28 protein-coding genes are annotated in these 24,922 nt (G+C 42.4%); 11 read left to right on the forward strand and 17 right to left on the reverse strand.

Annotated features, from left to right (window positions below; all coding sequences use genetic code 11):
* Positions 1 to 31: 31 nt before the first annotated feature.
* On the reverse strand, positions 32 to 2,413 hold the full coding sequence (locus NR125_RS08360) for a 3-hydroxyacyl-CoA dehydrogenase/enoyl-CoA hydratase family protein (RefSeq protein ID WP_034296266.1): 2,382 nt from the start codon (positions 2,411 to 2,413) through the stop codon (positions 32 to 34).
* 266 nt (positions 2,414 to 2,679) lie between these two features.
* On the opposite strand from NR125_RS08360, the gene NR125_RS08365 reads away from it, so the two are divergent.
* The 3 genes from NR125_RS08365 to NR125_RS08375 all read left to right on the forward strand — a co-directional run bounded on the left by NR125_RS08365 (position 2,680) and on the right by NR125_RS08375 (position 3,604).
* A complete protein-coding gene (locus NR125_RS08365) occupies positions 2,680 to 2,811 on the forward strand; it encodes a YuzL family protein (protein WP_019383262.1) in 132 nt (43 codons plus the stop codon).
* Between the two features lie 157 nt (positions 2,812 to 2,968).
* Positions 2,969 to 3,241: a hypothetical protein gene (locus tag NR125_RS08370; RefSeq protein ID WP_009331749.1), complete on the forward strand. Its 273-nt coding sequence runs from the start codon at positions 2,969 to 2,971 to the stop codon at positions 3,239 to 3,241.
* A gap of 15 nt (positions 3,242 to 3,256) precedes the next feature.
* Complete coding sequence (locus tag NR125_RS08375) at positions 3,257 to 3,604, forward strand: spore coat protein (RefSeq protein ID WP_256815026.1); 348 nt, start codon at positions 3,257 to 3,259, stop codon at positions 3,602 to 3,604.
* Positions 3,605 to 3,668: 64 nt separating this feature from the next.
* On the opposite strand, the gene NR125_RS08380 is transcribed toward NR125_RS08375, so the two are convergent.
* From NR125_RS08380 to NR125_RS08400, 5 genes are all read right to left on the reverse strand, one after another.
* Positions 3,669 to 3,914 carry a DUF2573 family protein gene (locus NR125_RS08380; RefSeq protein WP_019383264.1) on the reverse strand — a complete coding sequence of 82 codons (246 nt, stop codon included), beginning with the start codon at positions 3,912 to 3,914 and terminating at the stop codon, positions 3,669 to 3,671.
* 55 nt (positions 3,915 to 3,969) lie between these two features.
* The gene (locus NR125_RS08385; RefSeq protein ID WP_009331752.1) at positions 3,970 to 4,719 is read right to left on the reverse strand and encodes an IucA/IucC family C-terminal-domain containing protein; all 750 of its coding nucleotides are present in this window, start codon (positions 4,717 to 4,719) and stop codon (positions 3,970 to 3,972) included.
* Complete coding sequence (locus tag NR125_RS08390) at positions 4,716 to 5,540, reverse strand: ABC transporter ATP-binding protein (protein WP_009331753.1); 825 nt, start codon at positions 5,538 to 5,540, stop codon at positions 4,716 to 4,718. Before NR125_RS08390 ends, NR125_RS08385 begins: the two co-directional genes overlap by 4 nt.
* A gap of 88 nt (positions 5,541 to 5,628) precedes the next feature.
* Positions 5,629 to 6,684 (reverse strand): FecCD family ABC transporter permease, encoded by a 1,056-nt coding sequence (locus NR125_RS08395; RefSeq protein ID WP_009331754.1) that lies wholly within the window; start codon positions 6,682 to 6,684, stop codon positions 5,629 to 5,631.
* Positions 6,684 to 7,685: a FecCD family ABC transporter permease gene (locus NR125_RS08400; protein WP_009331755.1), complete on the reverse strand. Its 1,002-nt coding sequence runs from the start codon at positions 7,683 to 7,685 to the stop codon at positions 6,684 to 6,686. The genes NR125_RS08395 and NR125_RS08400 overlap by 1 nt, the downstream gene beginning before the upstream one ends.
* Before the next feature lie 224 nt (positions 7,686 to 7,909).
* On the opposite strand from NR125_RS08400, the gene NR125_RS08405 reads away from it, so the two are divergent.
* The 4 genes from NR125_RS08405 to NR125_RS08420 all read left to right on the forward strand — a co-directional run bounded on the left by NR125_RS08405 (position 7,910) and on the right by NR125_RS08420 (position 12,788).
* A complete protein-coding gene (locus NR125_RS08405; RefSeq protein ID WP_009331756.1) occupies positions 7,910 to 8,878 on the forward strand; it encodes an ABC transporter substrate-binding protein in 969 nt (322 codons plus the stop codon).
* 225 nt (positions 8,879 to 9,103) lie between these two features.
* Positions 9,104 to 10,597 carry a spore germination protein gene (locus tag NR125_RS08410; protein WP_009331757.1) on the forward strand — a complete coding sequence of 498 codons (1,494 nt, stop codon included), beginning with the start codon at positions 9,104 to 9,106 and terminating at the stop codon, positions 10,595 to 10,597.
* 35 nt (positions 10,598 to 10,632) lie between these two features.
* Positions 10,633 to 11,733, forward strand: coding sequence for a GerAB/ArcD/ProY family transporter (locus tag NR125_RS08415; protein ID WP_009331758.1), 1,101 nt, complete (start codon positions 10,633 to 10,635; stop codon positions 11,731 to 11,733).
* A complete protein-coding gene (locus NR125_RS08420; protein WP_256815031.1) occupies positions 11,730 to 12,788 on the forward strand; it encodes a Ger(x)C family spore germination protein in 1,059 nt (352 codons plus the stop codon). Before NR125_RS08415 ends, NR125_RS08420 begins: the two co-directional genes overlap by 4 nt.
* A 33-nt stretch (positions 12,789 to 12,821) precedes the next feature.
* Here the strand turns inward: NR125_RS08420 and rodA are convergent, their stop codons facing one another.
* The 3 genes from rodA to NR125_RS08435 all read right to left on the reverse strand — a co-directional run bounded on the left by rodA (position 12,822) and on the right by NR125_RS08435 (position 16,733).
* On the reverse strand, positions 12,822 to 13,994 hold the full coding sequence (gene rodA / locus NR125_RS08425; RefSeq protein WP_009331760.1) for a rod shape-determining protein RodA: 1,173 nt from the start codon (positions 13,992 to 13,994) through the stop codon (positions 12,822 to 12,824).
* A 409-nt stretch (positions 13,995 to 14,403) separates the two neighbouring features.
* Positions 14,404 to 15,186 carry a DUF4931 domain-containing protein gene (locus NR125_RS08430; protein ID WP_009331761.1) on the reverse strand — a complete coding sequence of 261 codons (783 nt, stop codon included), beginning with the start codon at positions 15,184 to 15,186 and terminating at the stop codon, positions 14,404 to 14,406.
* Between the two features lie 782 nt (positions 15,187 to 15,968).
* Positions 15,969 to 16,733, reverse strand: a complete 765-nt coding sequence (locus NR125_RS08435; protein WP_256815032.1) for a FixH family protein — start codon at positions 16,731 to 16,733, stop codon at positions 15,969 to 15,971.
* A 301-nt stretch (positions 16,734 to 17,034) separates the two neighbouring features.
* On the opposite strand from NR125_RS08435, the gene spoIIP reads away from it, so the two are divergent.
* The 3 genes from spoIIP (at position 17,035) to NR125_RS08450 (ending at position 19,151) form a co-directional block, all read left to right on the forward strand.
* Positions 17,035 to 18,168 carry a stage II sporulation protein P gene (gene spoIIP, locus NR125_RS08440; RefSeq protein WP_071156654.1) on the forward strand — a complete coding sequence of 378 codons (1,134 nt, stop codon included), beginning with the start codon at positions 17,035 to 17,037 and terminating at the stop codon, positions 18,166 to 18,168.
* Positions 18,155 to 18,337, forward strand: coding sequence for a hypothetical protein (locus NR125_RS08445; RefSeq protein ID WP_019383274.1), 183 nt, complete (start codon positions 18,155 to 18,157; stop codon positions 18,335 to 18,337). The genes spoIIP and NR125_RS08445 overlap by 14 nt, the downstream gene beginning before the upstream one ends.
* 67 nt (positions 18,338 to 18,404) lie before the next feature.
* The gene (locus NR125_RS08450) at positions 18,405 to 19,151 is read left to right on the forward strand and encodes a (S)-benzoin forming benzil reductase (RefSeq protein WP_256815035.1); all 747 of its coding nucleotides are present in this window, start codon (positions 18,405 to 18,407) and stop codon (positions 19,149 to 19,151) included.
* Positions 19,152 to 19,182: 31 nt separating this feature from the next.
* Here the strand turns inward: NR125_RS08450 and NR125_RS08455 are convergent, their stop codons facing one another.
* The 5 genes from NR125_RS08455 to NR125_RS08475 all read right to left on the reverse strand — a co-directional run bounded on the left by NR125_RS08455 (position 19,183) and on the right by NR125_RS08475 (position 23,260).
* Positions 19,183 to 19,818, reverse strand: a complete 636-nt coding sequence (locus tag NR125_RS08455; RefSeq protein ID WP_009331766.1) for an adenine nucleotide alpha hydrolase family protein — start codon at positions 19,816 to 19,818, stop codon at positions 19,183 to 19,185.
* A gap of 244 nt (positions 19,819 to 20,062) precedes the next feature.
* Positions 20,063 to 20,797 (reverse strand): amino acid ABC transporter ATP-binding protein, encoded by a 735-nt coding sequence (locus NR125_RS08460; protein ID WP_256815036.1) that lies wholly within the window; start codon positions 20,795 to 20,797, stop codon positions 20,063 to 20,065.
* An 18-nt stretch (positions 20,798 to 20,815) separates the two neighbouring features.
* Positions 20,816 to 21,517 (reverse strand): amino acid ABC transporter permease, encoded by a 702-nt coding sequence (locus NR125_RS08465; RefSeq protein ID WP_256815092.1) that lies wholly within the window; start codon positions 21,515 to 21,517, stop codon positions 20,816 to 20,818.
* On the reverse strand, positions 21,504 to 22,325 hold the full coding sequence (locus tag NR125_RS08470) for an amino acid ABC transporter substrate-binding protein (RefSeq protein ID WP_256815037.1): 822 nt from the start codon (positions 22,323 to 22,325) through the stop codon (positions 21,504 to 21,506). Before NR125_RS08470 ends, NR125_RS08465 begins: the two co-directional genes overlap by 14 nt.
* 107 nt (positions 22,326 to 22,432) lie before the next feature.
* Positions 22,433 to 23,260, reverse strand: coding sequence for a DUF2935 domain-containing protein (locus NR125_RS08475; RefSeq protein ID WP_071156652.1), 828 nt, complete (start codon positions 23,258 to 23,260; stop codon positions 22,433 to 22,435).
* Positions 23,261 to 23,388: 128 nt separating this feature from the next.
* On the opposite strand from NR125_RS08475, the gene NR125_RS08480 reads away from it, so the two are divergent.
* Positions 23,389 to 23,520, forward strand: coding sequence for a hypothetical protein (locus NR125_RS08480; RefSeq protein WP_019383278.1), 132 nt, complete (start codon positions 23,389 to 23,391; stop codon positions 23,518 to 23,520).
* Between the two features lie 191 nt (positions 23,521 to 23,711).
* Here NR125_RS08480 and NR125_RS08485 read toward each other — a convergent pair whose 3' ends face one another.
* The 3 genes from NR125_RS08485 to NR125_RS08495 form a co-directional block, all read right to left on the reverse strand.
* The gene (locus NR125_RS08485; protein ID WP_071156650.1) at positions 23,712 to 23,924 is read right to left on the reverse strand and encodes a hypothetical protein; all 213 of its coding nucleotides are present in this window, start codon (positions 23,922 to 23,924) and stop codon (positions 23,712 to 23,714) included.
* A 103-nt stretch (positions 23,925 to 24,027) separates the two neighbouring features.
* Positions 24,028 to 24,606 carry a peptide deformylase gene (gene def, locus NR125_RS08490; protein ID WP_019383279.1) on the reverse strand — a complete coding sequence of 193 codons (579 nt, stop codon included), beginning with the start codon at positions 24,604 to 24,606 and terminating at the stop codon, positions 24,028 to 24,030.
* Positions 24,599 to 24,790 carry a helix-turn-helix transcriptional regulator gene (locus NR125_RS08495; protein WP_009331775.1) on the reverse strand — a complete coding sequence of 64 codons (192 nt, stop codon included), beginning with the start codon at positions 24,788 to 24,790 and terminating at the stop codon, positions 24,599 to 24,601. The genes def and NR125_RS08495 overlap by 8 nt, the downstream gene beginning before the upstream one ends.
* Positions 24,791 to 24,922: the final 132 nt, after the last annotated feature.

Genomic DNA, 24,922 nt, shown 5'->3' on the forward strand with positions numbered 1-24,922 from the left:
TCTCTTTCTCTTAATGTCTCAAACTATTACTTTAATTACGCAACGGTTTCCCTTTTAAGAGCATGTGCTGCATCCGCTGCTGTGATTTCGGTTCAGCTACAAGGCTTAGGAATGCTTCTCTCTCCAAGTCAAGCAAATATTGCTCATCCACTTCTGTACCGTATGGCACTTTTCCGCCTGCGATTACATAAGCAAGCTTCTTCGCGATTTTTAGATCATGCTCTGAGATATACCCTGAGTAGAGCATTGCCTGCGCTCCAAGCAGGAGTGTTGCATATCCTGTTTCGCCGACAACCGGCACCTTCTTCCTTACAGGAGGCTTATAGCCTTTTTTGTGCAGAGCAAGAACTGCCTGCTTTGCATCATAAAGGAGATGGTCACCATTCACACTGATGCCATCTGCCAGGTTCAGAAAGTTATTATCCCTAGCTTCCTCGCCTGATGTTGAAACCTTTGCCATTGCAATCGATTCAAATACTTTATTGGCAACCTTTTGAAGGTCAAATTCCACACCATTTGGCATATTTTTAAGATGCTTAATGTAGAGCTCTTTGTTACCGCTTCCTCCTGGAATCAGGCCTACCCCCACTTCAACAAGTCCCATATATGTTTCGCTTGATGCCTGAATATGTGCTGCCGGCAGACAAACCTCAGCCCCGCCGCCAAGTGTCATGCCAAATGGAGCAGCAACTACCGGTTTCGCACTGTACTTAATTTTCATCATGGCATTCTGGAACTGACGGACTACCATATCCAATTCATAAATATTGTCATCCTGCGCTTCCATGAGGATCATTCCGAGGTTGGCGCCTACACAGAAATTCTTGCCCTGATTCCCGATAACAAGTCCTTTGTAGTTCTTCTCCACTTCATCCACTGCAAAATTGATCATTTGGATAATATCCAGTCCAATGGCATTGCTTTGCGAATGGAATTCAAGCAATGCAACACCATCGCCTAAATCAATCAGGCTTGCACCGGTATTTTTTTTAATTACACCTTTTTGCTTTTTAATCTGTTTCAAGTTGATTGCTTTAGGGTTTTCCTCGATTAATCTGTACTCGCCATTGTGATAGAAATATTGCTTGCCTTCTTCTTCTTTATAGAAAGAATCAAAGCCTTTTTCCAGCATATCCTTTACCCATGCCGGCACTTCCTCACCTGCATCTTCCATCTTCTGGACAGATTTCCCTACTCCAATGGCATCCCAGGTTTCAAATGGCCCCAATTCCCAGCCAAAGCCCCATTTCATCGCTTTGTCTATTGCTGTTACATCATCAGCTATTTCGCCGAGTAATTGCGCCGAGTAAAGAAGAGCCGGACTCAGGATGTTCCACAATAATTGGCCTGCGCGGTCATCTGAGTATACAAGCGCTTTCAATTTTCCAGGAGTGCCTTTTTCCTGCTTGCTCAATTCAGTCGAAGCTGTCTTAAGCTTTTTGCGCGGACCGTATTCCAGAGATTCAGGATTCAGTTCAAGAATCTCTTTGCCCTTTTTCAAGAAAAATCCTTGCCCTGACTTGCTTCCAAGCCAGCCTTTTTCCTGCATAACTTTCATAAAGCCCGGAACTTCAAATACTTCCTTTTCTTTCCCGTCTACCTGGTCATAAACATTGTTTGCCACGTGTATAAATGTATCAAGCCCTACTACATCAAGTGTTCTGAATGTAGCACTTTTCGGGCGGCCAATCAGCGGACCAGTTATGGAATCTACTTCACCGATACTGTACCCGCCCTTTAGCATCTCCTGCACTGTAATCAGCAGGCCATAAGTGCCGATTCGGTTGGCGATAAAGTTTGGTGTATCTTTAGCTTCAACTACTCCTTTTCCCAGTACATCTTCTCCAAATTGCTTCATAAATGACAGCACTTCGGAAGAAGTGTTTTTAGTAGGTATGACCTCGAGAAGTTTTAAGTAACGAGGAGGATTAAAGAAATGTGTTCCAAGAAAGTGTTTTTGGAAATCTTCCGAGCGCCCTTCTGACATTGCTTCTACAGATATTCCAGACGTATTGGAGCTGACGATGCTTCCTGGCTTGCGGGATTGGTCCACCTTTTCAAAAACCTGCTTCTTAATGGCGAGGTTCTCCACAACAACTTCAATAATCCAATCGACATCCTTTAGACGCTCCATGTCATCTTCAAAGTTTCCTGCCTCAACTAACGCAATATTATTTTTGGAAGTTAATGGAGCCGGTTTTTGTTTTAATAATTTTTGGCGGTTTCCTTCACTGATTCGATTGCGGACTGCTTTATCTTCAAGAGTAAGCCCCTTTGCCTTTTCAGCATCCGTTAATTCGCGAGGCGCGATATCCAATAATAATGTCGGGATCCCGATATTGGCCAGATGGGCTGCGATCCCTGAACCCATGACCCCTGAGCCTAAAACTGCCGCCTTCTTTATTTGTTGGATCAACTTTATTTCCCCCTTTAACTTTTTTGAATGAATACTCATTCATTTTATTCTCAAAAAAAATATGCATCTCTTCTGAATGAGTTCTGTTAGTTATAACTATAAAATATTTGCAAAATTTACGCAATGATTTTAAGCGGAAATTTAAAAATGTTTTGAAATTTTTCATGGCTCAAAGTAATTTATATATTTTATGCGAAATGTAAATAGGTGTTTTGGACACTCTAAAAAGGAAACATTTTTTGTTCGTTACGGAGGTGAAAGAAATGGGAAAAATGAAAAAAGATCCTTCCAAAGCAGGAGTCAGCGCTGCAAGTGTCCAGGGAGATGCAGGTCCTACCGTTGAAAGGCAAGGTCCTAAAAAAAGGAATAGCCAAAATAATCAATATAAGCGGTAACACGCTGTTTAAAGGCTGGCTGCCGTCAGCCTTTTATAGTTTCCATTATGTATATAGGTAATTCATCTTCTGCAGAATAGCAAACGTTTTTCAGAGGAAAGATATCCTCGAAAAGAATTGAAGCTATTATAGGCTAAAAGAATTGGAGGGACAATTAATGCAACAGCAAAATATGAATATGCAGAACCAGCAGGGCATTATGCAGCAGCCTCCTGCGGTTATTTCCACTAAGGATGCTCTTTACTTAACAGATATGCTTACCTGGAACCTTCTCGCCTGTAAAAAAGCGCATTTTTACGCGCAGCAATGCCAGGACCAGGAGCTAAAAACACACTTCGAGCAATGCGGCCAAATGCATCAGCGTCACTACGAACAGCTGCTTGCTCATTTAAACCAGCAAAATCAGCAGAACTTTATGGGAATGCAATAGAAAGGAGTCTTGAAAATGAACCAGAACCAGAATCCAAATACGATTCAAAATCCCGAGACACAGGTAAATAAAACTCCGCAAATGAATGATCGGGATTTTACAAATGATATTTTATCTACAGAAAAATATATGACAGATGCATATTCTGTCGCCCTAAATGAGGCAAGCCATCAGAGCCTGTATCAGGATATTCTTGCGGCTTTTAACGAAACACAAAACCAGCAGAGAGAATTTTATAACCTAATGTTCAAAAAAGGCTGGTATCAGGTTGAAGCGGCTGACCAGCAGAAGCTTCAGCAATCTTATCAGCAGTTCCAGGGCTATACAAATCAATTGCCATATGGCAATGGTCAGATGCAATAAGAAGGAGTGCCAAACAAAAAACCGCTGTTTTTATCTCCAGCGGTTTTTTAGATTCTACAAATTTTTATTTTTTGCTTCTCATCTCTTCATTCATTGTTTTAATTTCAGCGACCAGAGCCTTCATTTCCTCTTTTGCAGAAGGGTATGTATCATTCCAGTGCTTGGCTAGAGGCGGCATGGATTTCGCAATAAAAGAGTACAGCACCCAAGCTTCAACCTTTTCCTTTAACTCCGGGGAGGTCTCTCCAATTAGGAGTTCGGTATATTTTTCAAGCAGGCCATCCAGCTGTTCCTTCAACTCCTCATTCATTGCGATTCCTCCTTTGATTAGTTCAGCTATCAATCATTGGGATAAAGCCGAAGTTTCATTTTATCCTGCAGGCCTGAGGACATGTCCCGCATCGTTTTCCGCTGCTGGTCAAATAGGAATAGCAGCATGTTTTTCTTGGCCTCACCGTTTGGCCGGTACTTTCAATCAGTATTTTAGTACTGTCAAATTTCTTTAAGGGATTCGTTTTTTCGCAGCCGAACAAATTGCCTGAAGCCTTTTCCAGGATAAACTCAAAATCTTCAGCAGCCCTTTCAGAATGTGTTTCCAAAGGCAAAATCTTCTCGTAAAGCCAGAAGAGATAAATCGCTATATTCTCCCAAAGAATTAGTTTAGAAACATTTGCTTCGTTTGCTATTCCATTCAGCACCGGAAAAATATGGCCATTAAAAAGAGTCCGCAAAGCATCCTCTCTCCATTTTTCCCTTTCCTCCTCAATTTCTTGGCCTTGAAGGTGAATAAAACTAAAGCATGGAAGCCATAGTCCATCTTTTTCCTGACTGACAAATGTTATATTTTCAGGCCTTATATCTAATTTGATGTTCCAGGATGTCATGCTATACAAGTAAATTACAGGCAGAAAGGCATATCTTTTAATTAAAATAGAAGCAGCCGTTTTCTTGTCAGTTGCTCCTATATGATTTTTCACTTTATCCAGGTATGGACCTGTCTGACTCGAATCCAGCAGCTTTTTCACTTCAATTGTTAAAGGAGAACCTTCTCCTGAATCCAGGACAAGTCTGAACTGCCCGAGAGCTTCTGCCTGTTCTCCAGTTAATTTAATCATTCCTGGAATCCTTGCCCTTTTAAAATACATCTGCCCTTCCCATAAGGAATGCAAAGCGGCGTGCCGAATAATGGATCTATCGTAACCTCGCATTCCATGCCAAATACGGTTTTGACTAATCCGCAATTGATGACATGTTCAGGCTTGCCCTGAGCGAAAACCTTCTGATCCTTTATGGCAACAATATTATGGGCATAGCGGCAGGCTAAATTCAGATCATGCAGCACCATGACGATGGTACGCTCTTCAATTTCATTTAATTCAAATAATAAATCCAGTATTTCAATTTGGTGGGTCATATCTAAATACGTAGTAGGCTCATCAAGCAGAATCGTATCAGTATCCTGAGCCAACGTCATGGCAATCCAGGCGCGCTGGCGCTGTCCGCCCGATAATGAATCCACTGTCCGATCTTTCAATTCCTCCATGCCTGTAGCCTTTAATGCATTTCTGACCTTTATTTCATCTTCAGTTGACCATTGCTTCAGCCAAGTTTGATAAGGGTACCGCCCCTGTTTGACAAGCTGAAGCACTGTGAGTCCTTCTGGAGCAGAAGGGGATTGGGGCAGAATCGCCATCTTTCTGGCAACATCTTTGGTTGAAAGTTTGGCTATAGCCTCACCTTCCAATAAAACGGCACCTGATTTCGGCTTTAGCAGCCGGGCAATGGACCTTAGCAATGTCGATTTTCCGCAGCCATTTCCACCAATAAATACTGTGATTTCTCCCTTGGGAATTTCCAGGTCCAATTCATTAATAATAATGGTTTCCCCATATGACAAGGTTAAGTCTTTTGTTGCGATCGCTTGCCCTGCTGTCATTTCTGCCCTCTCCTTTTCCTTAATATCTATATCTATATCTATAGGCTATCCATTTACCAGTACGATACGAGTTTCAAGCTTTTCCAGATTAGGCGTTTCTTGTCTTGAAAAGCAGGTAAATAAAGTAAGGTGCTCCAATGCTGGCTGTAAATACACCCGCCGGGATTTCAAGCGGTGAGAACAAAGTCCTGCCTATCAGGTCGGCTGCCATCACAAGGATTCCTCCAATCAGCGCAGAAGCCGGAAGCAAAGCGCCAAAAGCAGAGCCAACCAGCCTGCGGGCCATATGAGGAGCCATCAATCCAACAAAGCCTATCCCTCCGCCAAATGCAACAGCTCCGCCAATTAATGCTGTGCTGACCATGAGCAGAAGAAACCGGTATTTTTGGACTGTGCTCCCTACACCCTTGGCAATATCATCGCCAAGTTCCTGGATATTGACATTTCGTGCTAAAACAAAGGCAAGTATCAGAAACACGATGGTCCAAGGGACCAAAATTGTGACATTATCCCAATTTGAACCGTAAACAGTCCCGGTTATCCAAATATTTGCCTGGCTTGCCTGGTAAATCGGCCCAAAGACCATCATCAAGGTGGTGAGTGCCTTCATTAGGGCTGCAAGCCCGATCCCGATTAAAACAAGCCGTACTGGTGATACCCCATCCTTATAGGCGAGAAAATAAACAAGGAAGGCCAAAATAGCAGCACCCGCGAAAGCTGCAAGAGGCATCCAATTAATACTTACAGTTAATGCATTATTTTTATCACTAAAAAAAGCAAGAAATGCTACAACTGCTGCAGAGGCCCCTCCTGTAATCCCGATTATGTCAGGAGATGCAAGCGGATTTCTGATTATCCCCTGCAGGATTCCCCCGGCTGCAGCAAGCGCCATTCCTACCATTAAGGCAACGATAATTCTTGGAAGTCTGAATGACTGAATGACCAGTCTATCCATATCCGAACCCCCGCCAAAGAAAACCTGCACTACCTTCAGAGGGCTGATTTTCATTTCACCCGTGCCGGTGCTGATGACAAATACTCCGGCAGCAGCTGCTGCCAATAATAAAAAAGTGATAAGTGCTTTCCGGTTTACTAAAAAAGAAATTCTATCGCCAAACAGGCGCAAGTTATAATATTTTTTCATTACTGATTGAACCCCCTTCTGGCAATATACACAAAGAAAGGAGTTCCAATTACAGCTGTCATGACGCCAACAGGAACTTCCTGCGGCATGATGATATACCTTGATGCTATGTCCGCTACAAGAAGGAGCATCCCCCCGAATAGACCCGCATAAGGAATGACCCAGCGATGATCAATGCCGACAACCGCCCGGGTTAAATGGGGAATGACAATGCCTAAAAAGCCGATAGGACCAGCAACAGCTACCGCTCCTCCTGACAGAAGCACAATAACAATGCCCGCACCCAATTTCAGCAATCCTGTTTTCAAGCCCAGCCCCTTTGCGACATCCTCGCCCATTGATAAGACGTTCAATTTCCCCGCAATGAACAGGGAAAAGATCCAGCCGGCTAATAAATATGGAAATACAGCTGCGAGGGTGTCCAGCTTCCTTCCCGATACCGATCCTGCCAGCCAAAATAGCACCTGTTCCAGGGCAGTCTCATTAATAACGAGGAAGCCTTGTGTCATCGAAGCAAACATGGCACTCATCGCTGCACCGGCAAGGGTCAATTTCATGGGGGTCAGCCCTTCCCTGCCGATAGACCCAATTATATATACGAATATAAATGAAACGGCAGCTCCCAGAAATGAAACCCATGTAAAGACCTGAAGATTACTAATTGAAAAAAGCGTTACTGTAATAACGACTGCAAATCCAGCACCTGCGTTTATTCCAAAAATTTCAGGAGCAGCAAGGGGATTCTTTGTCAATGTCTGGAGCAGTACACCCGCAATCGCAAGGCTTGCCCCTACGGCCGCCGCAATCAATGCTCTCGGCAGACGGACTGATTGAATGATTATGTGTTCATTCGTTCCATCGAATTGGGTAAAGGCATCAAGTGCCATCTTCCAGGTTGTGTCGGTATACCCGTATACAATACTGAAAGACATTAATACTAATAATAGGAGCATAGCTGCAAATAGCCCAGCCCACCTCAGAGAATTTGTTTTTAATAGCATAGCGAGACCCTTCTTGCGTCTATTTAATAAGGTTTAGTTACATTTTCAGTCTATTGTACAGAGGATTAGCTGTCAATGAGTTTGAAAATCATTTTCAGTGATGATTTGAAAAAATTAAATGAAAATGATTTTCAATTACCTATTGACATTTTACCGTGGCCACATTACTATAAAAATGTCAAATGAAAATGATTATCATTAACAACGCGATGGAGGAGTACATAATGAAATTCAAATCTTTACTTGCCATTCTTTCAGTTTTCACAATCTTGTTCCTGGCAGCCTGCGGGAACAACAATGAACAGGATGAGACAGCTGACAAAGAAAAAGAAGGAAGCAAAACAGAAGATACAGGTTACACAGTAGAGCATGCAATGGGCACAACTAAGCTTGATAAAACACCTGAAAAGGTAGTAATTCTGACAAACGAAGGTACAGAAGCATTACTTTCCATGGGTGTTACTCCAGTCGGTGCCGTTCAGTCCTGGACTGGCGATCCATGGTATGAACATATAGCAGAAGATATGAAAGATGTTCAGGTTGTGGGAACAGAAAGCGAAGTCAATGTAGAAGCAATTGCAGCGCTGCAGCCGGACCTTATCATCGGAAACAAGATGCGCCAGGAAAAAATCTATGATCAATTAAATGATATTGCCCCTACTGTTTTTGCTGAAACATTGCGCGGAGACTGGAAGGAAAACTTTGAGCTTTACGCTAAAGCACTGAATAAAGAAGAAGAAGGCAAAAAAGTCCTTGCTGATTATGACAGCCGCATCCAGGAAATCAAAACAAGCCTTGGCGACAAAATAAACCAGGAAGTTTCCATTGTCCGCTTTATGGCTGGAGATGTCCGTATCTACCATAAAGATACCTTCTCTGGTGTAATCCTTGACCAAATCGGTTTTGCAAGACCTGAAAGCCAGAATGTTGATGATTTTGCAGAAAAAAATGCTACAAAAGAGCGAATTCCTGCCATGGATGGAGATATCCTATTCTACTTCACATATGAAACTGGCGACGGTGAAGCAAGCCAGCTTGAGAAAGAATGGATTGAAGATCCACTATTCAAAAACTTAAAGGTATCCCAGGACGGCAATGTCCACAAGGTTAATGACACAATCTGGAACACTGCCGGCGGAGTCATAGCTGCAAACCTGCTTCTGGATGATATCGAAGAATATTTTTCCAAGTAATCTCAACTCGTGATTGCGCTCCCATAATACCCCCTCTTTTATAGGAGCTCAAATATATTAAAAGGAACCTGAACCAACCAGGTTCCTTTTTTATTTTTCCATATTACATTTTCCCGATCTTACCTGCCGTACATCCAAACCCTTCTTTTTTTATTGCCTTCCATTCATAAGTTTTCCAAAACCGGCAACAATAAGCGTAATGCCGAAAATGATGGTGATTTTCCTATGAGAAACTGGTTGAAAAACAAACGGATTAAAGAGGATATCCAGCATAAGGATTGGGAAAAATCCTTGATTAAATCCAAAGACTTCAAAAAAATATTTTATTATAACCAAAAAACAAATGTGCGCTTTGGACTTACTTTCATGGCTACTTTAATTGATGAAAATATTATTCAGGATGGGGTTCTCCCTAATCTTCTGGAAGAAGAATTCCGGGAAATAGAGGATATTAAGCAGCTTGTCCCTGTGGCCGATGTACAGATTTGTGATGACCCTTCTCTAATCGAACAAAAGCTTTTAAATGGCTACGTCATGCTGACGATTGAGACAGAACTTAAACATTTCGGCTTTATAGCTGCGCAAAAAGAAATCGTCAGGGGGTTAAGCCAGCCTGAAGTTGAATTTTCGGTTATCGGCCCTAAAGAAGCCTTTGTAGAGTCAATGGGCCAAAATTTAAACTTAATCAGGAAACGTCTTCCGGTAAAAGAACTGATTATTGAAGAGTTTAAGCTAGGAAGCCTGTCAAAAACCGCTGTAGCCATGCTTTATATGGAAGATATCACAAATGAGGATAATGTAAATACTGTCAGGCAGAGACTTACAAACGTGAAGTTTGATGCCATTACAGACAGTTCTTATATTGTACAGCTGATTAGTGATAACTCCAATTCCCCTTTTCCTCAGTTGCTTGATACGGAGCGGCCTGATAGGGTCGCGGGAATTTTGGCAGAGGGAAAAATAGCCATTGTGGTTGACGGCTCACCCCATGTGTTAATCACACCAACCACGCTTGTTGAATTTTTCAGTTCTTTTGAAGATTATTTTTTAAATTGGATTTTGTCTTCTTTTTTCCGGCTGATCCGGTTGTTCGCGGTTGCGTTTTCAATTCTCATTACACCTATTTATGTAGCAACCCTTTCATATCATTATGAACTTATTCCAAAAGACTTGCTGAGCACATTAATTACATCAAGACGGGAAATTCCGCTCCCTCCCATTTTGGAGGCATTATTTCTGGAGCTGACCATTGAACTGCTGCGTGAGGCAGGAGCCCGCCTTCCGACCAAGGTCGGCCAGACAATCGGTATCGTTGGAGGAATCGTAATCGGGACTGCATCTGTAGAAGCAGGCTTGACGAGTAACGTCCTGCTCATTATTGTAGCTCTCGCCGCTCTCGCCTCCTTTACAACACCTGTATACAGGATGGGCAATACGATCCGCCTGCTTCGCTTCCCTTTCCTGTTTTTTGCAGAACTATGGGGCCTGCTCGGGATTGTGTTTTGTTTCTGTGTACTGCTGACTCATTTAATAAGGCTGACCTCACTTGGAAGGCCATTCCTTGAGCCGCTCTATCCGCCTCGGGTTATGGATATGAAAGATGCCCTTATCAGGCTTCCATTTGAAAAGCAATCCAAAAGGCCGATATTTTTACGGACAAAAAATCCAATCCGTTTCAGTAGGAAAAAGGCCAAAGAGAAAAAAGATATCGACGAGTAATGCCCAATGTACCAACTTAAGTGGAGGTGAACCAGATGAAGGAACAGCCAGTACCAGAGAGATTGCAGATATCTCCCTTTTTAGTATTTTACTTGGTCATGTCCATGCAAATTGGGATCGGTGTGTTAGGCTATCAGAGGATTATCGCAATGGATGCAGGATACGATGCCTGGATCTCCATATTATTTGCCGGCGCATGCATTCATGTAATTGTTTGGATGATCTATAAAATTGGCGATACCGTTGGCGGCGATATTGTAACAGCACATAAATACGTCGTGGGTAACTTTCTCGGCAAGGCACTCTGCTTCATTTTTATTGGCTATTTTATCCTGTATTCCTTAACAGTAGTAAGGACATTTATTGAAGTCATACAGGTTTGGATGTTCCCTGAATTAAGCACTTTCTGGTTCTCCTTCGGTTTTATGATTCTTTGTGTTTATATTATTTTTGGAGGATTTAGAACGGTAGTCGGTACAGCCTTCTTCGGGCTTGTTCTGCCGGCTTACCTCCTCCTCACATTCGGCTGGGCGATTAAATTCTCCAACTTTTACAATCTGTTGCCCATCTGGGATCATTCCATTAAAGAACTGCTTACAGCTTCTTATCATATGTCCCTTACTTTCATTGGGTTTGAGATCATCCTTTTTTTCTATCCATTTATTAAAGAACCAAAAAAATCGCAGAAATGGGCTCATCTGGCCGTATTAACAACTACTCTTATTTACACTATTCTAGCCATCATTACTTTTGCCTATTTTTCTGAAGACCAGCTGGCTAAACAAATTTGGGCCAGCTTAACGATGTGGAAAATAGTTGAGATGCCCTTTGTTGAACGATTTGAATATATCGGGATAGCCAACTGGAACTTAATCATCCTTCCTAATGTTTGCATTTCCATTTGGATCGCCTCCAGACTTATTAAAAGGGTATTTAACATCCGCCAGAAAGTGGGAGTGTTTTTTGTTGTTGCAGCAGTGCTTTCCGTTATACATTTTCTGGACACAAGAGAAAAAATTAATATGCTTAATAACTATGTTGGAAAAATGGGATTTGCTTTTACCTTTCTTTATATTCCTTTGCTTTTCGCTGCTGTAATGATCGCCAAGAAGCTAAAAAAGGGGAAGAAGAAATGAAGAAGCTAATACTGTTCTGTCTCGTCTTGCTGCTTTCCGGCTGTGTGGATAAAGAAATACTAGATGATATTAATATTGAAGTAGGAGTGGGCTACGATTTAGCAGATGATTTAAAAGACAAGTATAGAGGTACTGTATTATTTCAGGAATTTCAGCCTGATAAAAGTGTGATTAATCGGACATTTTCCGGAAGTGGAAAACTGCGCCAGGACCTTCTGCTCGAAGTGACTAAACAATCATCAGAGCCAGTCGTAACAGGAGGGTTAAAACTGGCAGTCTTTGGACCTGAACTTTCCAAGAAAGGAATTTATGATCTTGTAGATTCCTTTCAAAGAGACGCAAGTATCGGAGCACGTGTATTTATTGCAACTTCGGAAGGGAAGGCAGAAGACATGTTAAATGGTGAGTATGGAACACGAGGAAACTCAACCTACATCTACAATCTAATCCAGCATAATATTGAACATCGGGATATTCCTAAAACCAACTTGCATATCCTAGCCAATGATTATTACCAGGAAGGCAAGGACCCATTTCTGCCGCGTCTTAAAAAATTAGATGATGATAAAGTGGAAATAGCCGGCATCAGCCTTTTCAGCAAGGATAGGGAAGTAGAGGTCCTTCCTGTGAAAGACATGTTCTTTTTTAAATTGCTGGTCGATAAATATAGCGAAGGAAACTTCGATGTTAAGTTAAAAAAGGACGAGTTAGCTGCTGTAAAGAGTTTAAGGTCCAAGCATAAAATTAAGATAACTGATCATCATGCTTCCATAACCATTAACATTGAAGGGATTATTCGTGAGTATACCGGAGATAAGTTAGCATCAGAGGTTGTTGGCGCCGTTCAAAAGAACCTGGAGAAAAAGGTCGAAAAGGAATGCCTCAGACTACTAAAACAGTTTCAGGAACTCGGAATTGATCCAATTGGGCTTGGCCAAATGAAAAAATCCAAGCATCGGAATTTTGATTTTAAAAAGTGGGAAGATGATTATAAAACGCTGAGTTTTGATGTAAAATGCAATGTAACAATTGAGGAAACCGGCGTAATTGAGTAAAAGAGCGGGCTTTCACAGCCCGCTCTTTCAATTTTAATCATTTGTCGAGAACATATATTTTTTATAGTGATAACGAATCGAGAAAATCAGCCCCATGGCCAGCATATTCCCCATCAGCGAGCTTCCTCCATAGCTGATGAAAGGAAGCGGTATGCCTGTGATTGGCAAAAGGCCGATAGTCATCCCGATATTTTGAAAGACATGGAATGTAACCATGCTGATGACACCTACACAAATATAGGTATAAAAGTTGTTTTTGGTTTCCATGCCGATCTTAGTAATATGGTAAATCAGCAGAAAGAAAAGGCTGACGACAATACTTGCGCCTACAAAGCCAAACTCTTCCCCTACGATACTGAAAATAAAGTCGGTATGGCTTTCAGGCAGATAGACTTCCCTCGTTCCATATCCTTTCCCGCTTGTTTCCCCTGATCCAATGGCAAGGAGTGAGCGTGTCAGCTGAAATCCGGTTGAACTTTGATAGTTATAAGGATCAATCCAGGAATAAATACGCGCAAACTGATATTCCTTTACCCCTAGATACTTCTCAAGAATATCCGGATGCCATAAAACAAAATACAAAATAGTGCCAGCCAGAGCCGCCCCTGTTCCAAATATTGGCGCCAGAAGCTTCCAGCTGATTCCTGAAATGAATATCATGCCAAGCATGATTGCCAGAAATACAAGGCTTGTCCCTAAATCGGGCTGCTGCATAACAAGCAGCAGAGGCACCATAGTTAAACCAACCAGTTTAATGAGCAGCCATAAATCAGTCTGCATGGTTTTGTATACATTTTTTTGATGATGCTCGTCAATTGTTTTTGCCAATACCAGAATAATAAACACTTTAACAAGCTCGGCAGGCTGAAGTGAGCCCATACCCGGAACCTTGTACCATGCCTTTGCCCCATTAATGACAGGGGCAATGCTTGATGGCGCCACAATCAGGAATCCAAGCAGTACAATCCCCAGGCCATACACATACCAGGATATCTTCTTCAACTGATCGGAATCCAGTGTGATTACCGCAGCTATGATTCCTGTTCCAACAGCATACCAGACAACCTGCTTCAAAAGGAAGTTTTCTGTATATTGTCCTGTTGTCTGTGCGCTGTAAATGGAAATGGCGCTTACCAGGAATAAAAGCATCAATATTAATACTAAGCCCCAATCCAGCTTAGGAGGTGTATATCGATTTGAGGTCATGATCATTCTCCTTTAAAGAAAAGCGGAAGCGCCTTGCCCACCCCCGACAAGCACAAGACGAGCCTCACGGAAAGGCGTCCTTTGCCTTTTTGGGGGGCTCGGCTTGTGACCTCGAGGGGGTAGGCGCTGGAGCTAGACAGTTATCTAACTTCAGAATTTATACATTCTATCAATTAACAAAACCATTTGCCTTTATCTTTTAAGGCATAACGGAGCACAGCGCAAGAAATAAAATATGTACTTCACATTATTTCTCACTACAATATTTCATTATATTTTTTATAGAGATAAATCACAACTTCTAAAAGCGAATGGTTATTATTTCAAATTTTTACGATTACTGAGAATGGTTATTTCCGTCCATATCCGGCATCCGTCGAAGGTACCCATCAATTGGGTACACCAGGCATTAAGGCCTGACTTTAAATTCCCCGCTGAAATATCTCACTTTTATATCATCTCTCATCCATTCAAGATTATTAGGAACCTGAGGGATGCTGTAGCCAATAAAAATTGGCGTGGTAATATAGCGTGGAACAATTTTTGCGTAAATATCCCTGCCCAGCTTGTAGAAAAACAAATTATAGCTATTGCTCGGAAAAGGAAAGGCATTCAGAATATAATGAGCAGCTGTCTGGATGCATTTTGCAAAGTGCGGAATATCATCCTGATCGGCAAGCTTAACGTTGAATTCATAGAAACCGATTCTCGGAGAAGTCGATAAAGTGAACACCGTATTGCTTACCTCATGAATAAGGAGACCTTCAAAGTCCTCTGCCTGAATTTTTTCCTTGTAATCAATATTTCTCAATCCGACAATTTGCATATGCGGATGGGCGATACTCCCACCGGATAATGGGCCGTGGTTTTTGAAAAATAACACAGATTCATATTCTCCGCTCTTTTCCATCTGAAGCCAATGCTTCAACCCAAATGAAATCAGCCTGACCAAATGCTCCTCTGAATAAATGGACAGCTCCCCGTCACATTGATCCGTTTCAATCAGCACGGTCTGATAGGAACTTTCAAGAACAGGAAACTTATTTTTCAGCAGAATGATTGAATCCTCTACGGCGATGATATCCGTTAGCTCCTCCCTTGCACAAAAAGGGCAGCTTATATCCTTATTCCGAATGCTATTAGGCTTTTGGACCCCAATCCCCGTATTAAAATGCAAATGTGTATCTGACATCTCTTTGACACCTGCTTTTCTGTAATCTCTCCTTTTATTTTATCATGAAAATGGCAGCGAAGTACCTGAGGCAGTTTCTTGGGTGATTTTGACCGAAGAACCCCCGGGTTTGGACAGACTCTGGACTTTTTCTGCCTTTCCTGTCCGAACTTGCCTCAGGTTCGGGCAGACTCTGGACATTTCTTGCCTTTCCTGTCCGAACCCGGCCCGGGTTCGGACAGATTCTGGCCTTTTTCTGTCTTTTCTGTCCGAACTTGCCCGGGATTCGGACAGACTCTGGACTTTTCCTGCCTTTCCTGTCCGGACTTGCCTCAGGTTCGGACAAACTCTGGCCCTTTTCTGCCTTTCCTGTCCGAATTTGCCCCGGGTTCGGACAGACTCTGGACTTTTCCTGCCTTCCCTGTCCGAACTTGCCTCAGGTTCGGACAGACTCGGGCCCTTTTCTGCCTTTCCTGTCCGAACTTGCCTCAGGTTCGGACAGACTCTGGACTTTTTCTGCCTTTCCTGTCCGAATTTGCCCCGGGTTCGGACAGAACTCTGGACTTTTCCTACCTTCCCTGTCCGAACTTGCCCGGGATTCGGACAGACTGGGGCCCTTTTCTCGCTTTTCTGTCCGAACTTGCCCTGGGTTCGGACAACAACAGGCAATTTCCTGCCTTTCCTGTCCGAACTTACCCCGCATTATTTAAAACTACAGCTAAAGTTCATCTGTTTAATTAAATATTTCCTGTCTGACCCAACAAAAAATCAGCAGGGCATGAAAAACCCCGCTGATTAATGCTTTATTGTACCGTTAATTCAGTTTCTGTGTGCTCGTGAATATCGTCGCCTTTTTCAACATGGGTCGTGATCGTGTATGTGCCCGGTTCGGTAAACTGGTGGTCGGCAGTGTATTTGCCTGGTTCTGTTTCAGACATGTTCACCCATTGAGGTGTTGCGCCATTAAGCGCAATTTCAAGCTTTACTTTAGCCTCCGCCAGCGGTTCCCCTTCATTATCAACCTTGACAGATAAAGCTGTTTGTTCGTTTGCATGAATTTGGTCAGATGCCTGCAGCTCAATGGATACCTCTCCGCCATGACTGTGAGAGTGGCCTTCTTCATGTCCCTCATTTTCTTGTTCATGCCCCGTTCCTGAGTCCTCCGCTTTTGCCTCGCCAACTTGTACGGAAACCATTGGCATTGTATGCTGGCTTCTAGCCGTTACATGGGACTGAACATAGTAAAGGCCTTCTTCTGCAAATATATGATCAGCGGTATATTTCCCCTCTGAATCATGCTTTGCCTCTGCCATATCACCGTTTTCTTTTTGTCCTTCCTGCCATATTTCAAATTTCACCTCATCCGCATCCGTTACGGCCTCATCGCCCTGTCTTACAGTGACGGCAAGGGTTGCCTCCTCTCCAGGTTTAATGGTTTCAGGCACCTGGATGACGGCTTCAATGATTTGCGGCACTTCGTCGTTTTTTGCGGGCTTTTCTTCTTCTGATTGGCTGCATCCGCCAAGAACAAGCAAGCTCGCTATTATGCTGAATAATATCTTTTTCAATTTAGTGTCCCTCTCTTTATCTATATTGTCTTTTGATATTATCAATATAAAAGCCAATTGTGATAAAACAATGAAATTTTTTCAAAAAATAAAAGACCCTCCTTTTCAGGCCTTTTGAGATTTAGTAAAAAGGATTGCTTTTTATAATGTGTTTTATACCAGATGGACGCAAGATCATTCAGGACCGCTTTTTTGCCCCCTTCTTTCGAGATCTCTTCTGCAGCCTCTTTTCATATTAAGGGAATCCCCCATCTTCTAAATCAGCTTATCCGTCATATATTTAGAGAGTGGAGGGATTTATATGAATTCTAAATTAACAATCCATTCTATTTTCTTTTATATAAACAGCTGGCTTTTCAGTATTTGTGCAGTAGTCGCGATCGCTGGAATTGTTACGCTTTATCCGGCTGCCTTCTCTTCATCACATATGAATGTGCTGCTTAAGGACATTAAAGCCGACCAGCTCTTCATTCACTTTTTGAAAGCTGAAAACCATTATTTTCACAAGGATGTTCCTGCTGAAAGCTACTCCCTATCCGGAACCCTTTTTAAGCTGGCAACCAACACACAGCCGAAGGATATCAGAACATTCCTTGGCCGGGAGCTGCCTGGTTTTTCAATCTTTGACACCGGTATTGCTGTTGCCGGAGAGGGTACCGACTTTACCAACCTGCCAGTGGAATCTGCCCCTCCCCTTGAAGTCCTTTTAAAAGAAAAAGAACTTGCTATGAATGACGGTCAAAATGAAGAAAATACGGCTCCTCCAGTTATTCCGGACAAGAAAGGGGTCCTTATTTACCATTCCCACAGCTGGGAATCGTTCGCTCCGCTTTTAAAAGATGTAACGGATACAGATGAGGCCGTTAGTCCAAATGAGCAGGTGAATGTAATTGCTGTCGGGAAAAAGCTTAGTGAAGAGCTGGCGAGAAAAGGCATAGGTGCTGAGCATGATAAAACCAATATTGCCGCAGAACTGAAAAAGAAGGGCTGGAACTGGGAAAATTCCTATGCCATGTCCAGAGAGACTGTACAATCCGCCATGACAGAGAATAAGGATGTTAAATTCCTAATTGATATCCATAGGGATTCGCTGCCCCGAGGGAAAACAACCGCAGTAATTGGCCAGGAACCATACGCGCGACTATTTTTTGTCGTCGGCAAAGAGCACAAAAACTATGAACAGAATTTAAAAGTGGCTACCGAGCTCCATAAAGCGCTGGAAGCAAAATATAAAGGAATAAGCAGAGGGGTATTTGTTAAAGGAAAAAGTGAAGGCAACGGCATTTACAACCAGGATCTTTCCGAGCGGGCCCTTTTGCTGGAATTTGGAGGTGTGGAAAACAATCTGGATGAACTAAATAACTCCATAAAAGCATTTGCTGATGTATTTAGTGATTATTATTGGAAGGCAGAGCCAGTCAATGCGGAAAATTAAAGCTTGCCATTATTGTCTGCTGTTTACTTTTTTCATCACGTTTATTCTTTACCTTCTGTTTGGCATAAGCACTATTACGGTTTCCTGCCTGTTTTCAGGAATTATCCTCTCAATCATCAATTTAATAGAAGATGAAATGATGGCATTCAGAAAGGACCATAATGGCTGATAAAAGAAAAAATGGTTATTTTCTGTTTTAATAGAAGATAATGAAACAGGAAATAGGAGTGATCTAAGTGAAATTAGCTATCATAACAGGTGCATCCAAAGGTTTAGGAGCTTCCATCGCCGAGAGAATGATAATAGAAGGAACTGGCATCATATCTGTATCAAGGACTGAAAACCCTGAGTTGGCAAAACTTGCTGCAGAGAATCAAGTTTTTTTTGCGCAATATTTCTGCAATCTCTCCTCACCGGATGAGCTTGAATCTGCTTTCAGCGAACTGACAGCACTATTGCAGGAAAAACAGCCGGAAACCCTATATGTATTTAACAACGCAGGGGTCATAGACCCCATTGGAACAGCCGGGAATCTTGATCATGCGGCATTAATTCAAAATGCCCACGTTAATCTGATTGCTCCTATTATGATTTCCAACATCCTGCTGCGTGAGGTTTCAAGTGAAATGACCATTGTCAACATTACTTCAGGTGCTGCTGAAAGGCCCATACAGGGGTGGAGTGCTTACTGCAGCACTAAAGCCGGAATAAATATGTTCACGGAAACAGCAGCATTGGAATTGCAGACAGCAGGCAGCAGCCATAAGGTTATTGCCTTTAGTCCCGGTGTTATGGATACCGCTATGCAGGGAACCATACGTTCTTCAGCGAAGGAAGCATTTCATGATCTTGAGAAATTCCAGGCATACAAGGAGAAAGGAATGCTGCGGGATACGGAAACTGTGGCTAATGCACTAGTCGATTTGCTGCTCCAGAAGGAAATTGAGAGCGGAAAAGTTTATTATGTAAATGACTTAATCTAAAAGGCAACAAAAGCCGGCTAAATGAGCCGGCTTATTTATCTCCCAATATATTACTATCTACAACACCATGGTGAATACGGAGCACTTCATGATTATTATCTTTTTGTATAACAAAAAAACCGTTCGAGAAGTCGGAGGATAATTCTTTAAAGAAGATGCCCTTTATTCCATTTTCCTGATCTTCCCCAATGATCAGGTGATAATCGGAGCCTTTTTTGACTATCTGGGCCGGGAGCCCTTTATCCCAGTCGTCAGAGGGATCATGAACCTTTCTTGAAACTTCAACGACATGTATGTCCACCCCTTCAAGCAGCTGGAATAAATCATTGATCAGCGAATGCTTTACCATCCGCTCCAGCTTGGTTTGAACAGCCTGCCCAAGGATAATCTGGGTAATTTTATGCTCCTGTACCACATCAGCTATCACCCTGGCGACTTTTTTGCCCTCAGCATACTTGGAGAGCATATTTAGCCCGTATTTCTCTGCCAAACTTTCGAACAAATATTTTGTCTGAAGCTCGTTAAAGTCAAGCTCTTCCTGCTTCCGGTTTTCCACGTAGAGAATATAGCCATCCCCCTGAAATGCTTCCTTCAGTTTTTTGCCTCTATGGGCCAGTATCTCCGCATGATTGGGATTGCTTACACATATTAGAATATTTTCCTTCATTTTTACACCTCTCCCACGGATTCTATATTCAGTATAGCACGAATACCATGGAATAAACCCCGCGGCAAAAGGGCTCCATGAGAATGTGTTAAAATCAATTAATAATTTTTAGAAAATATGAATAAGAATATCTCTGCCCGGGCATACTAATCCTACAAGTGTAAATCCCCCTTTTTTTCCGCTTCCTGTTAAGGAAGCATTTTTTTTGATAAAAATTGACCTCTGCCAGTATGCAGAGGTCTTTTTATTGAATTAAATTCAGGAATTGGCTGGTGCGCGCTTCTTTTGGACTGGAAAATATCTGTTCAGGCATGCCGCGTTCTATTATAATACCGCCGTCCATGAAAATGACTTCATCCGCTGCTTCCCTGGCAAATCTCATCTCATGAGTAACGATCACCATTGTCATTCCTTCAGCGGCCAGGTCCCTCATCACCTTCAGCACTTCTCCAACAAGTTCAGGGTCCAGTGCCGAAGTAGGCTCATCGAAAAGCATAACCTTTGGCTCCATAGCAAGAGCCCTAGCAATCCCAACCCGCTGCTGCTGGCCCCCTGAAAGCTGGTAAGGATAATAGCCGGCTTTATCCGCTAAACCAACTTTTCTTAAAAGCAGCTCCCCCTTTTCCTTTGCAGTTTCCTTTGATTCGCCTTTAACTGTAACCGGCCCTTCCATGACATTTTCCAGTGCAGTCATATGCGGAAATAAGTTATAGTTCTGAAAAACCATTCCTGTAAGGCGCCTGAAGGGAGGAATTTGCCTTTTCGAGACCTGCTGAGAAAAGTCGAGGACTTGATCGCCAATGGCAAGCAGTCCTGAAGTAGGCTGCTCCAGCACATTTATGCACCGCAGCAAGGTTGTTTTTCCGGAGCCGGATGGCCCAATCACTACAACCACTTGCCCTGTTTTCACTTCCAAATTAATTCCTTTCAGTACTTTCAGCTGATCAAATTGCTTATGCAAATCCTTTATATTAATCATCTATAGCACTGCCTCTTTTCATGAAGAAATATATCTGTCCAGACGGCGTTCAAGCCTCCCCTGCAAGATCGAGAGCATGAAGCAAATCACCCAATATATGAAGGCAGCCTGTGTATAGAGAAGTAAAAATTCATAATTGGTTGCAGCTATTTCCTGTGCTCTTCGAAACATCTCTGTAACCAAAATCATGGAAGCCAGAGAGGTATCTTTTACAAGGCTGATGAATGAATTGGATAGCGGCGGTATCGATACCCTGGATGCCTGCGGAAGAATAATTCTCTTAAGCGTCTGCGAATAAGACATGCCAATGGAATACCCCGCTTCCCATTGTCCTTCTGGGATCGAAAGGATGGCTGCCCGGATAATTTCTGAGGAGTACGCCCCTACATTCAGCGAAAATCCTATAATCGCCGAAGGGAAAGGATCAATAATGACACCAATCGTCGGGAGCCCGTAAAAAATGATGAACAGCTGCACAAGAAGCGGCGTGCCCCTTATTGCTGATACATATATTCCCGCTATCGTCTCCAGTGCCTTATTACCCGAAATTCGTGCAAGTGCCGTAAATATTGCCAATGCCAGCCCGAATATAAATGAAATCAATGTTAAAGGGATGGTATAAACAATGGCCCCCTCCAGCAATGGCTGGAATGAATTCTTCCCAATCTCTATAAGTCTTTCGACCCTTTCCGGGTTGGCAAAAATACTACTTAAGTACATCTTCGCCAAACCATTTTTCCGATATTTTCAAGTAAGTGCCATCCTCCACCATTTCGGTCAAAGCTTTATTAACTTCATTAACCAATGTATCGCTTCCCTTCCTGAACATTAGGCCGCTTTGGGAAGCATCTTCGGATTCATCCGCGATTTTGACTGGAGCATCAGGCTTATGTTTTTTAAAGTCCAAAAAAGACAAATTATCGTTGAGTGTAACATCTGCTCGCTTTGAATTAATCAGCTCAATCGCCTGGTTAAATCCGTCTACTCCTACAATTTCTGCTCCATAAGACTTTGCCAGATCAGCATAATTGCTTGTCATGGACTGTGCGGCTTTCAAACCCTCTATGTCTTCAAAGCTTGAAACTGATTCATTTGATTCATGAGTAATCAAAACAGCTGAAGAAGAAATGTAGGGATCCGAGAAATCATATTTCTCCTGGCGATCAGGTCGAATCCCCACCTGGTTTGCAATCATATCGAATCGTTTTGAATCCAATCCGGCGAACATGGCATCCCATTGTGTTTCCAGAAATTCCGGCTTTAAACCAAGCCTTTTGGCCACTTCCTTTGAGATTTCCACATCAAAACCGGTAAGCTCGCCTTTATCGTCATGGAACGTGAATGGCGGATAAGTGCCTTCCGTTCCAATTAGCAGCTTCCCCTCATCCTGGACCTTTTTCCATAAGTCCTGCTCCTGCTCTTCTGACGCAGGCTGATCCTGATTGTCCGGGTTTGCTTTATTCGTTCCGCACCCTGAAATGATTAAAACAAAACAGATTAGAACAGCAGTAAAAAGAGTCTTTTTCATGTTTGCCTCCTGTTTGAGAAATGATTTTATTTTATCTTTTCCTAAAGTGCTTAGTTTATAGGAGGCCAAAGAAAAAAACCCTCTTTCTAAAAGAAGGCTTTAGGATACTAAGTATAAGATGGTTTTTTCAAAGAACATTTAGAAGCTTCTTCCGCCAGTTCAGGTGCATAGTAGCTGAGCTTTTTAATTAAATAGCAGGCTTCAGGGAAATGATGTTCGAGAAACCTCAGAGTTGTCTTATTGAGAATCCTTTTGCCGGCGTATTTCTGGACTATCCCCTTAATGTATTCATTCATTTCAATCACAGCCAGCCCTACATCCCTGGCCATTTCCTGCTGCCGCGGAAATCCTGGCTGCGTAAACCGGAGATATCCTTTCATATGTCGGTTCTGCACCAGGAAACCCTGAAAAATCCGGGTATAAATTTCTGCCTGTTCATTTACAAATACCTCAATGGGATCGATTGAATTTCTCAGAAGAATGATGTGCCCCAGCTGGTCCTCCAGCCACAAATCCAGCAAATCAAATAGGGATTGCGGCTGCGGTATAAGCCCTTTAACATAATAGGACAGCAAGCGCAGATATTCCTCATTTTCACTTAATGTGCCGTTAAAATATGTTGGCGAGAGATTAAGATTGATTAAATTATTGATTCTCAGATTCTGAAGCTTTCCTTCAAATTGAAAATAGCCGTTAGCAATTGGCCATATCTCCATGGCCATGGCGATTGCCCCCTGTGAGTTTGCTTCTGAAGATGGAGATAACTGATTAAGCCTATTTCTTAGGTTATGGAAGGCTTGTCTGTATTCATCCGCTCTTTTTACATACTTGCTTTCTGTTGGAGAAAGATTGTCCCTGACAAAAATTGCATGGTCTTCAAGAATCTCCAGCCAAAAGGCGTGCTCCTCCCAAGGTGTCAATCCTATCTCATTCATTTAGATCCCCCCATTATAATCCTTTTAGATGTATATGCCATTCATAAAGGAAAGATGAAGGCCGGTCCGGATAAAAAAGGAGCGCTTTAGAAAAAATAAGGAAGCATTTATAAGAAAGGAGAACCGCTATGACAAAAAAGTTCAATAAAGGCAGTAATAATCAAAACTCACCAAGAGGGAATCAATCAGCCATCAGCGGAGATAACAGCAAGGGCAATAAGAGGAATAAAGATCAAAAGGATAAGACTGATTTGGATTAAGAAAAGCGCAAGGCGCCCGCCTATCGGCGACATGCATAAGACAAGCCGGCTGAAAGGTTGTTCTTTAACCTTTTGGACGGATTGGCTTAGACCCGAGAGCCTATGGCGCCTGGAGCTAGACAGTTATCGAAGTTCAAAGTTATACTTTTAATCTTTTAAGAGAAAACCGGCTTCCTTATCGAAGCCGGTTTCTATTCGTCATCTCCTGAAATTTTAATTGCAGGCGTGTTGTTATAAAGATAGGTTGGAGCCATGTTTTGTGTCTGATCACGATTATTCATAGCTTCTTGCAATTTTAGATTAGCATCCTCTGTTTCTGTCTTGCTGTTCGTTTGGAAGTGAACAGTCTGATCCTCAAGCTTTTCATTAAGCTTGATATTGGTTTCAGCAGTTTTATCATCCATTTGCCTAATCCTCCTTTTGTTATAGTTTGTTATAATCGGTTATAAATTATTTACCACATCCTGTTCCCACAAAACAAAAAGCATAAACCCATGGTCTATGCTTCTAAAAGTTCTCCATAACCGAGTTTTCCGGAACTCTGAACGGATCATTTCTATTAATTCGATCATAAAACATTATTCCGTTCAGATGGTCGATTTCATGCTGCATAATGATGGCCGGAATCCCCTTGAATCGGAGTGTCACTTCTTCGCCTTCAAGATTATGGGCTTTTACCTTAATGCGCTCATAACGGGGCACATACCCTTTTACGTCACGGTCTACTGACAGGCAGCCCTCTCCCTCAGGCAGGAAAATGACACCGACAGAGTGGCTGATGATTTTCGGGTTAATTACGAAATACTCCTGAGGCTCAGCTTTTTCATTGGTAAAATAGGCGGTAAACATGCGTTTGTTAAGGCCGATTTGGTTGGCAGATAGCCCAATGCCCGGACGTAAGCCATATTTCTTTGCAATGGCAGGGTCCTGGCTGTTCTTCAAATATTGCATCATCGCAATCAGCGTTCCGCGATCTTCTTCAGTCAAAGGCACTGTGACTTCTTTTGTTACCTCCCGCAGGATCGGATCCCCTTCCCGCACAATATCTTTCATAGTAATGATCGTATCAGCATTAAATTTACTCATAAATAAACAATTCATCTACCTTTACTTTTAATGTTTTGGAAATTTTAAAAGCGAGCTCCAGTGTGGGATCATATTTATTATTTTCTATGCAATTGATTGTCTGCCTGGCCACACTGCATTCTTGAGCGAGCCTTTTCTGTGTTATTCCCAGCTTTTTTCGTATTTCCTTTATTTTATTTTTCATCCTATCACCTTTTGGGCTGAAACTATTGTTATGGTAGCATTTCAGGCGGCAGGATGTCCAATACTTTGGACATTAGTTGATGCGCATGAAAATTTTTCGCGAAAAACAGAAGATAATCGCGATATTTTGATT

Source organism: Cytobacillus sp. Bac17 (genome assembly GCF_024519925.1).
Classification (GTDB): Bacteria; Bacillota; Bacilli; order Bacillales; family Cytobacillaceae; genus Cytobacillus; species Cytobacillus pseudoceanisediminis.

What these genes read in the sequence shown, in the direction of transcription:
- NR125_RS08365 (WP_019383262.1), top strand. Translation starts at nt 2,680, where the DNA reads ATGGGAAAAATGAAAAAAGATCCTTCCAAAGCAGGAGTCAGCGCTGCA.
- NR125_RS08370 (WP_009331749.1), top strand. Translation starts at nt 2,969, where the DNA reads ATGCAACAGCAAAATATGAATATGCAGAACCAGCAGGGCATTATGCAG.
- NR125_RS08375 (WP_256815026.1), top strand. Translation starts at nt 3,257, where the DNA reads ATGAACCAGAACCAGAATCCAAATACGATTCAAAATCCCGAGACACAG.
- NR125_RS08380 (WP_019383264.1), bottom strand. Translation starts at nt 3,914, where the DNA reads ATGAATGAGGAGTTGAAGGAACAGCTGGATGGCCTGCTTGAAAAATAT.
- NR125_RS08385 (WP_009331752.1), bottom strand. Translation starts at nt 4,719, where the DNA reads ATGATTAAATTAACTGGAGAACAGGCAGAAGCTCTCGGGCAGTTCAGA.
- NR125_RS08390 (WP_009331753.1), bottom strand. Translation starts at nt 5,540, where the DNA reads ATGACAGCAGGGCAAGCGATCGCAACAAAAGACTTAACCTTGTCATAT.
- NR125_RS08395 (WP_009331754.1), bottom strand. Translation starts at nt 6,684, where the DNA reads ATGAAAAAATATTATAACTTGCGCCTGTTTGGCGATAGAATTTCTTTT.
- NR125_RS08400 (WP_009331755.1), bottom strand. Translation starts at nt 7,685, where the DNA reads ATGCTATTAAAAACAAATTCTCTGAGGTGGGCTGGGCTATTTGCAGCT.
- NR125_RS08405 (WP_009331756.1), top strand. Translation starts at nt 7,910, where the DNA reads ATGAAATTCAAATCTTTACTTGCCATTCTTTCAGTTTTCACAATCTTG.
- NR125_RS08410 (WP_009331757.1), top strand. Translation starts at nt 9,104, where the DNA reads ATGAGAAACTGGTTGAAAAACAAACGGATTAAAGAGGATATCCAGCAT.
- NR125_RS08415 (WP_009331758.1), top strand. Translation starts at nt 10,633, where the DNA reads ATGAAGGAACAGCCAGTACCAGAGAGATTGCAGATATCTCCCTTTTTA.
- NR125_RS08420 (WP_256815031.1), top strand. Translation starts at nt 11,730, where the DNA reads ATGAAGAAGCTAATACTGTTCTGTCTCGTCTTGCTGCTTTCCGGCTGT.
- rodA (WP_009331760.1), bottom strand. Translation starts at nt 13,994, where the DNA reads ATGACCTCAAATCGATATACACCTCCTAAGCTGGATTGGGGCTTAGTA.
- NR125_RS08430 (WP_009331761.1), bottom strand. Translation starts at nt 15,186, where the DNA reads ATGTCAGATACACATTTGCATTTTAATACGGGGATTGGGGTCCAAAAG.
- spoIIP (WP_071156654.1), top strand. Translation starts at nt 17,035, where the DNA reads ATGAATTCTAAATTAACAATCCATTCTATTTTCTTTTATATAAACAGC.
- NR125_RS08445 (WP_019383274.1), top strand. Translation starts at nt 18,155, where the DNA reads ATGCGGAAAATTAAAGCTTGCCATTATTGTCTGCTGTTTACTTTTTTC.
- NR125_RS08455 (WP_009331766.1), bottom strand. Translation starts at nt 19,818, where the DNA reads ATGAAGGAAAATATTCTAATATGTGTAAGCAATCCCAATCATGCGGAG.
- NR125_RS08460 (WP_256815036.1), bottom strand. Translation starts at nt 20,797, where the DNA reads ATGATTAATATAAAGGATTTGCATAAGCAATTTGATCAGCTGAAAGTA.
- NR125_RS08465 (WP_256815092.1), bottom strand. Translation starts at nt 21,517, where the DNA reads ATGTACTTAAGTAGTATTTTTGCCAACCCGGAAAGGGTCGAAAGACTT.
- NR125_RS08470 (WP_256815037.1), bottom strand. Translation starts at nt 22,325, where the DNA reads ATGAAAAAGACTCTTTTTACTGCTGTTCTAATCTGTTTTGTTTTAATC.
- NR125_RS08475 (WP_071156652.1), bottom strand. Translation starts at nt 23,260, where the DNA reads ATGAATGAGATAGGATTGACACCTTGGGAGGAGCACGCCTTTTGGCTG.
- NR125_RS08480 (WP_019383278.1), top strand. Translation starts at nt 23,389, where the DNA reads ATGACAAAAAAGTTCAATAAAGGCAGTAATAATCAAAACTCACCAAGA.
- NR125_RS08485 (WP_071156650.1), bottom strand. Translation starts at nt 23,924, where the DNA reads ATGGATGATAAAACTGCTGAAACCAATATCAAGCTTAATGAAAAGCTT.
- def (WP_019383279.1), bottom strand. Translation starts at nt 24,606, where the DNA reads ATGAGTAAATTTAATGCTGATACGATCATTACTATGAAAGATATTGTG.
- NR125_RS08495 (WP_009331775.1), bottom strand. Translation starts at nt 24,790, where the DNA reads ATGAAAAATAAAATAAAGGAAATACGAAAAAAGCTGGGAATAACACAG.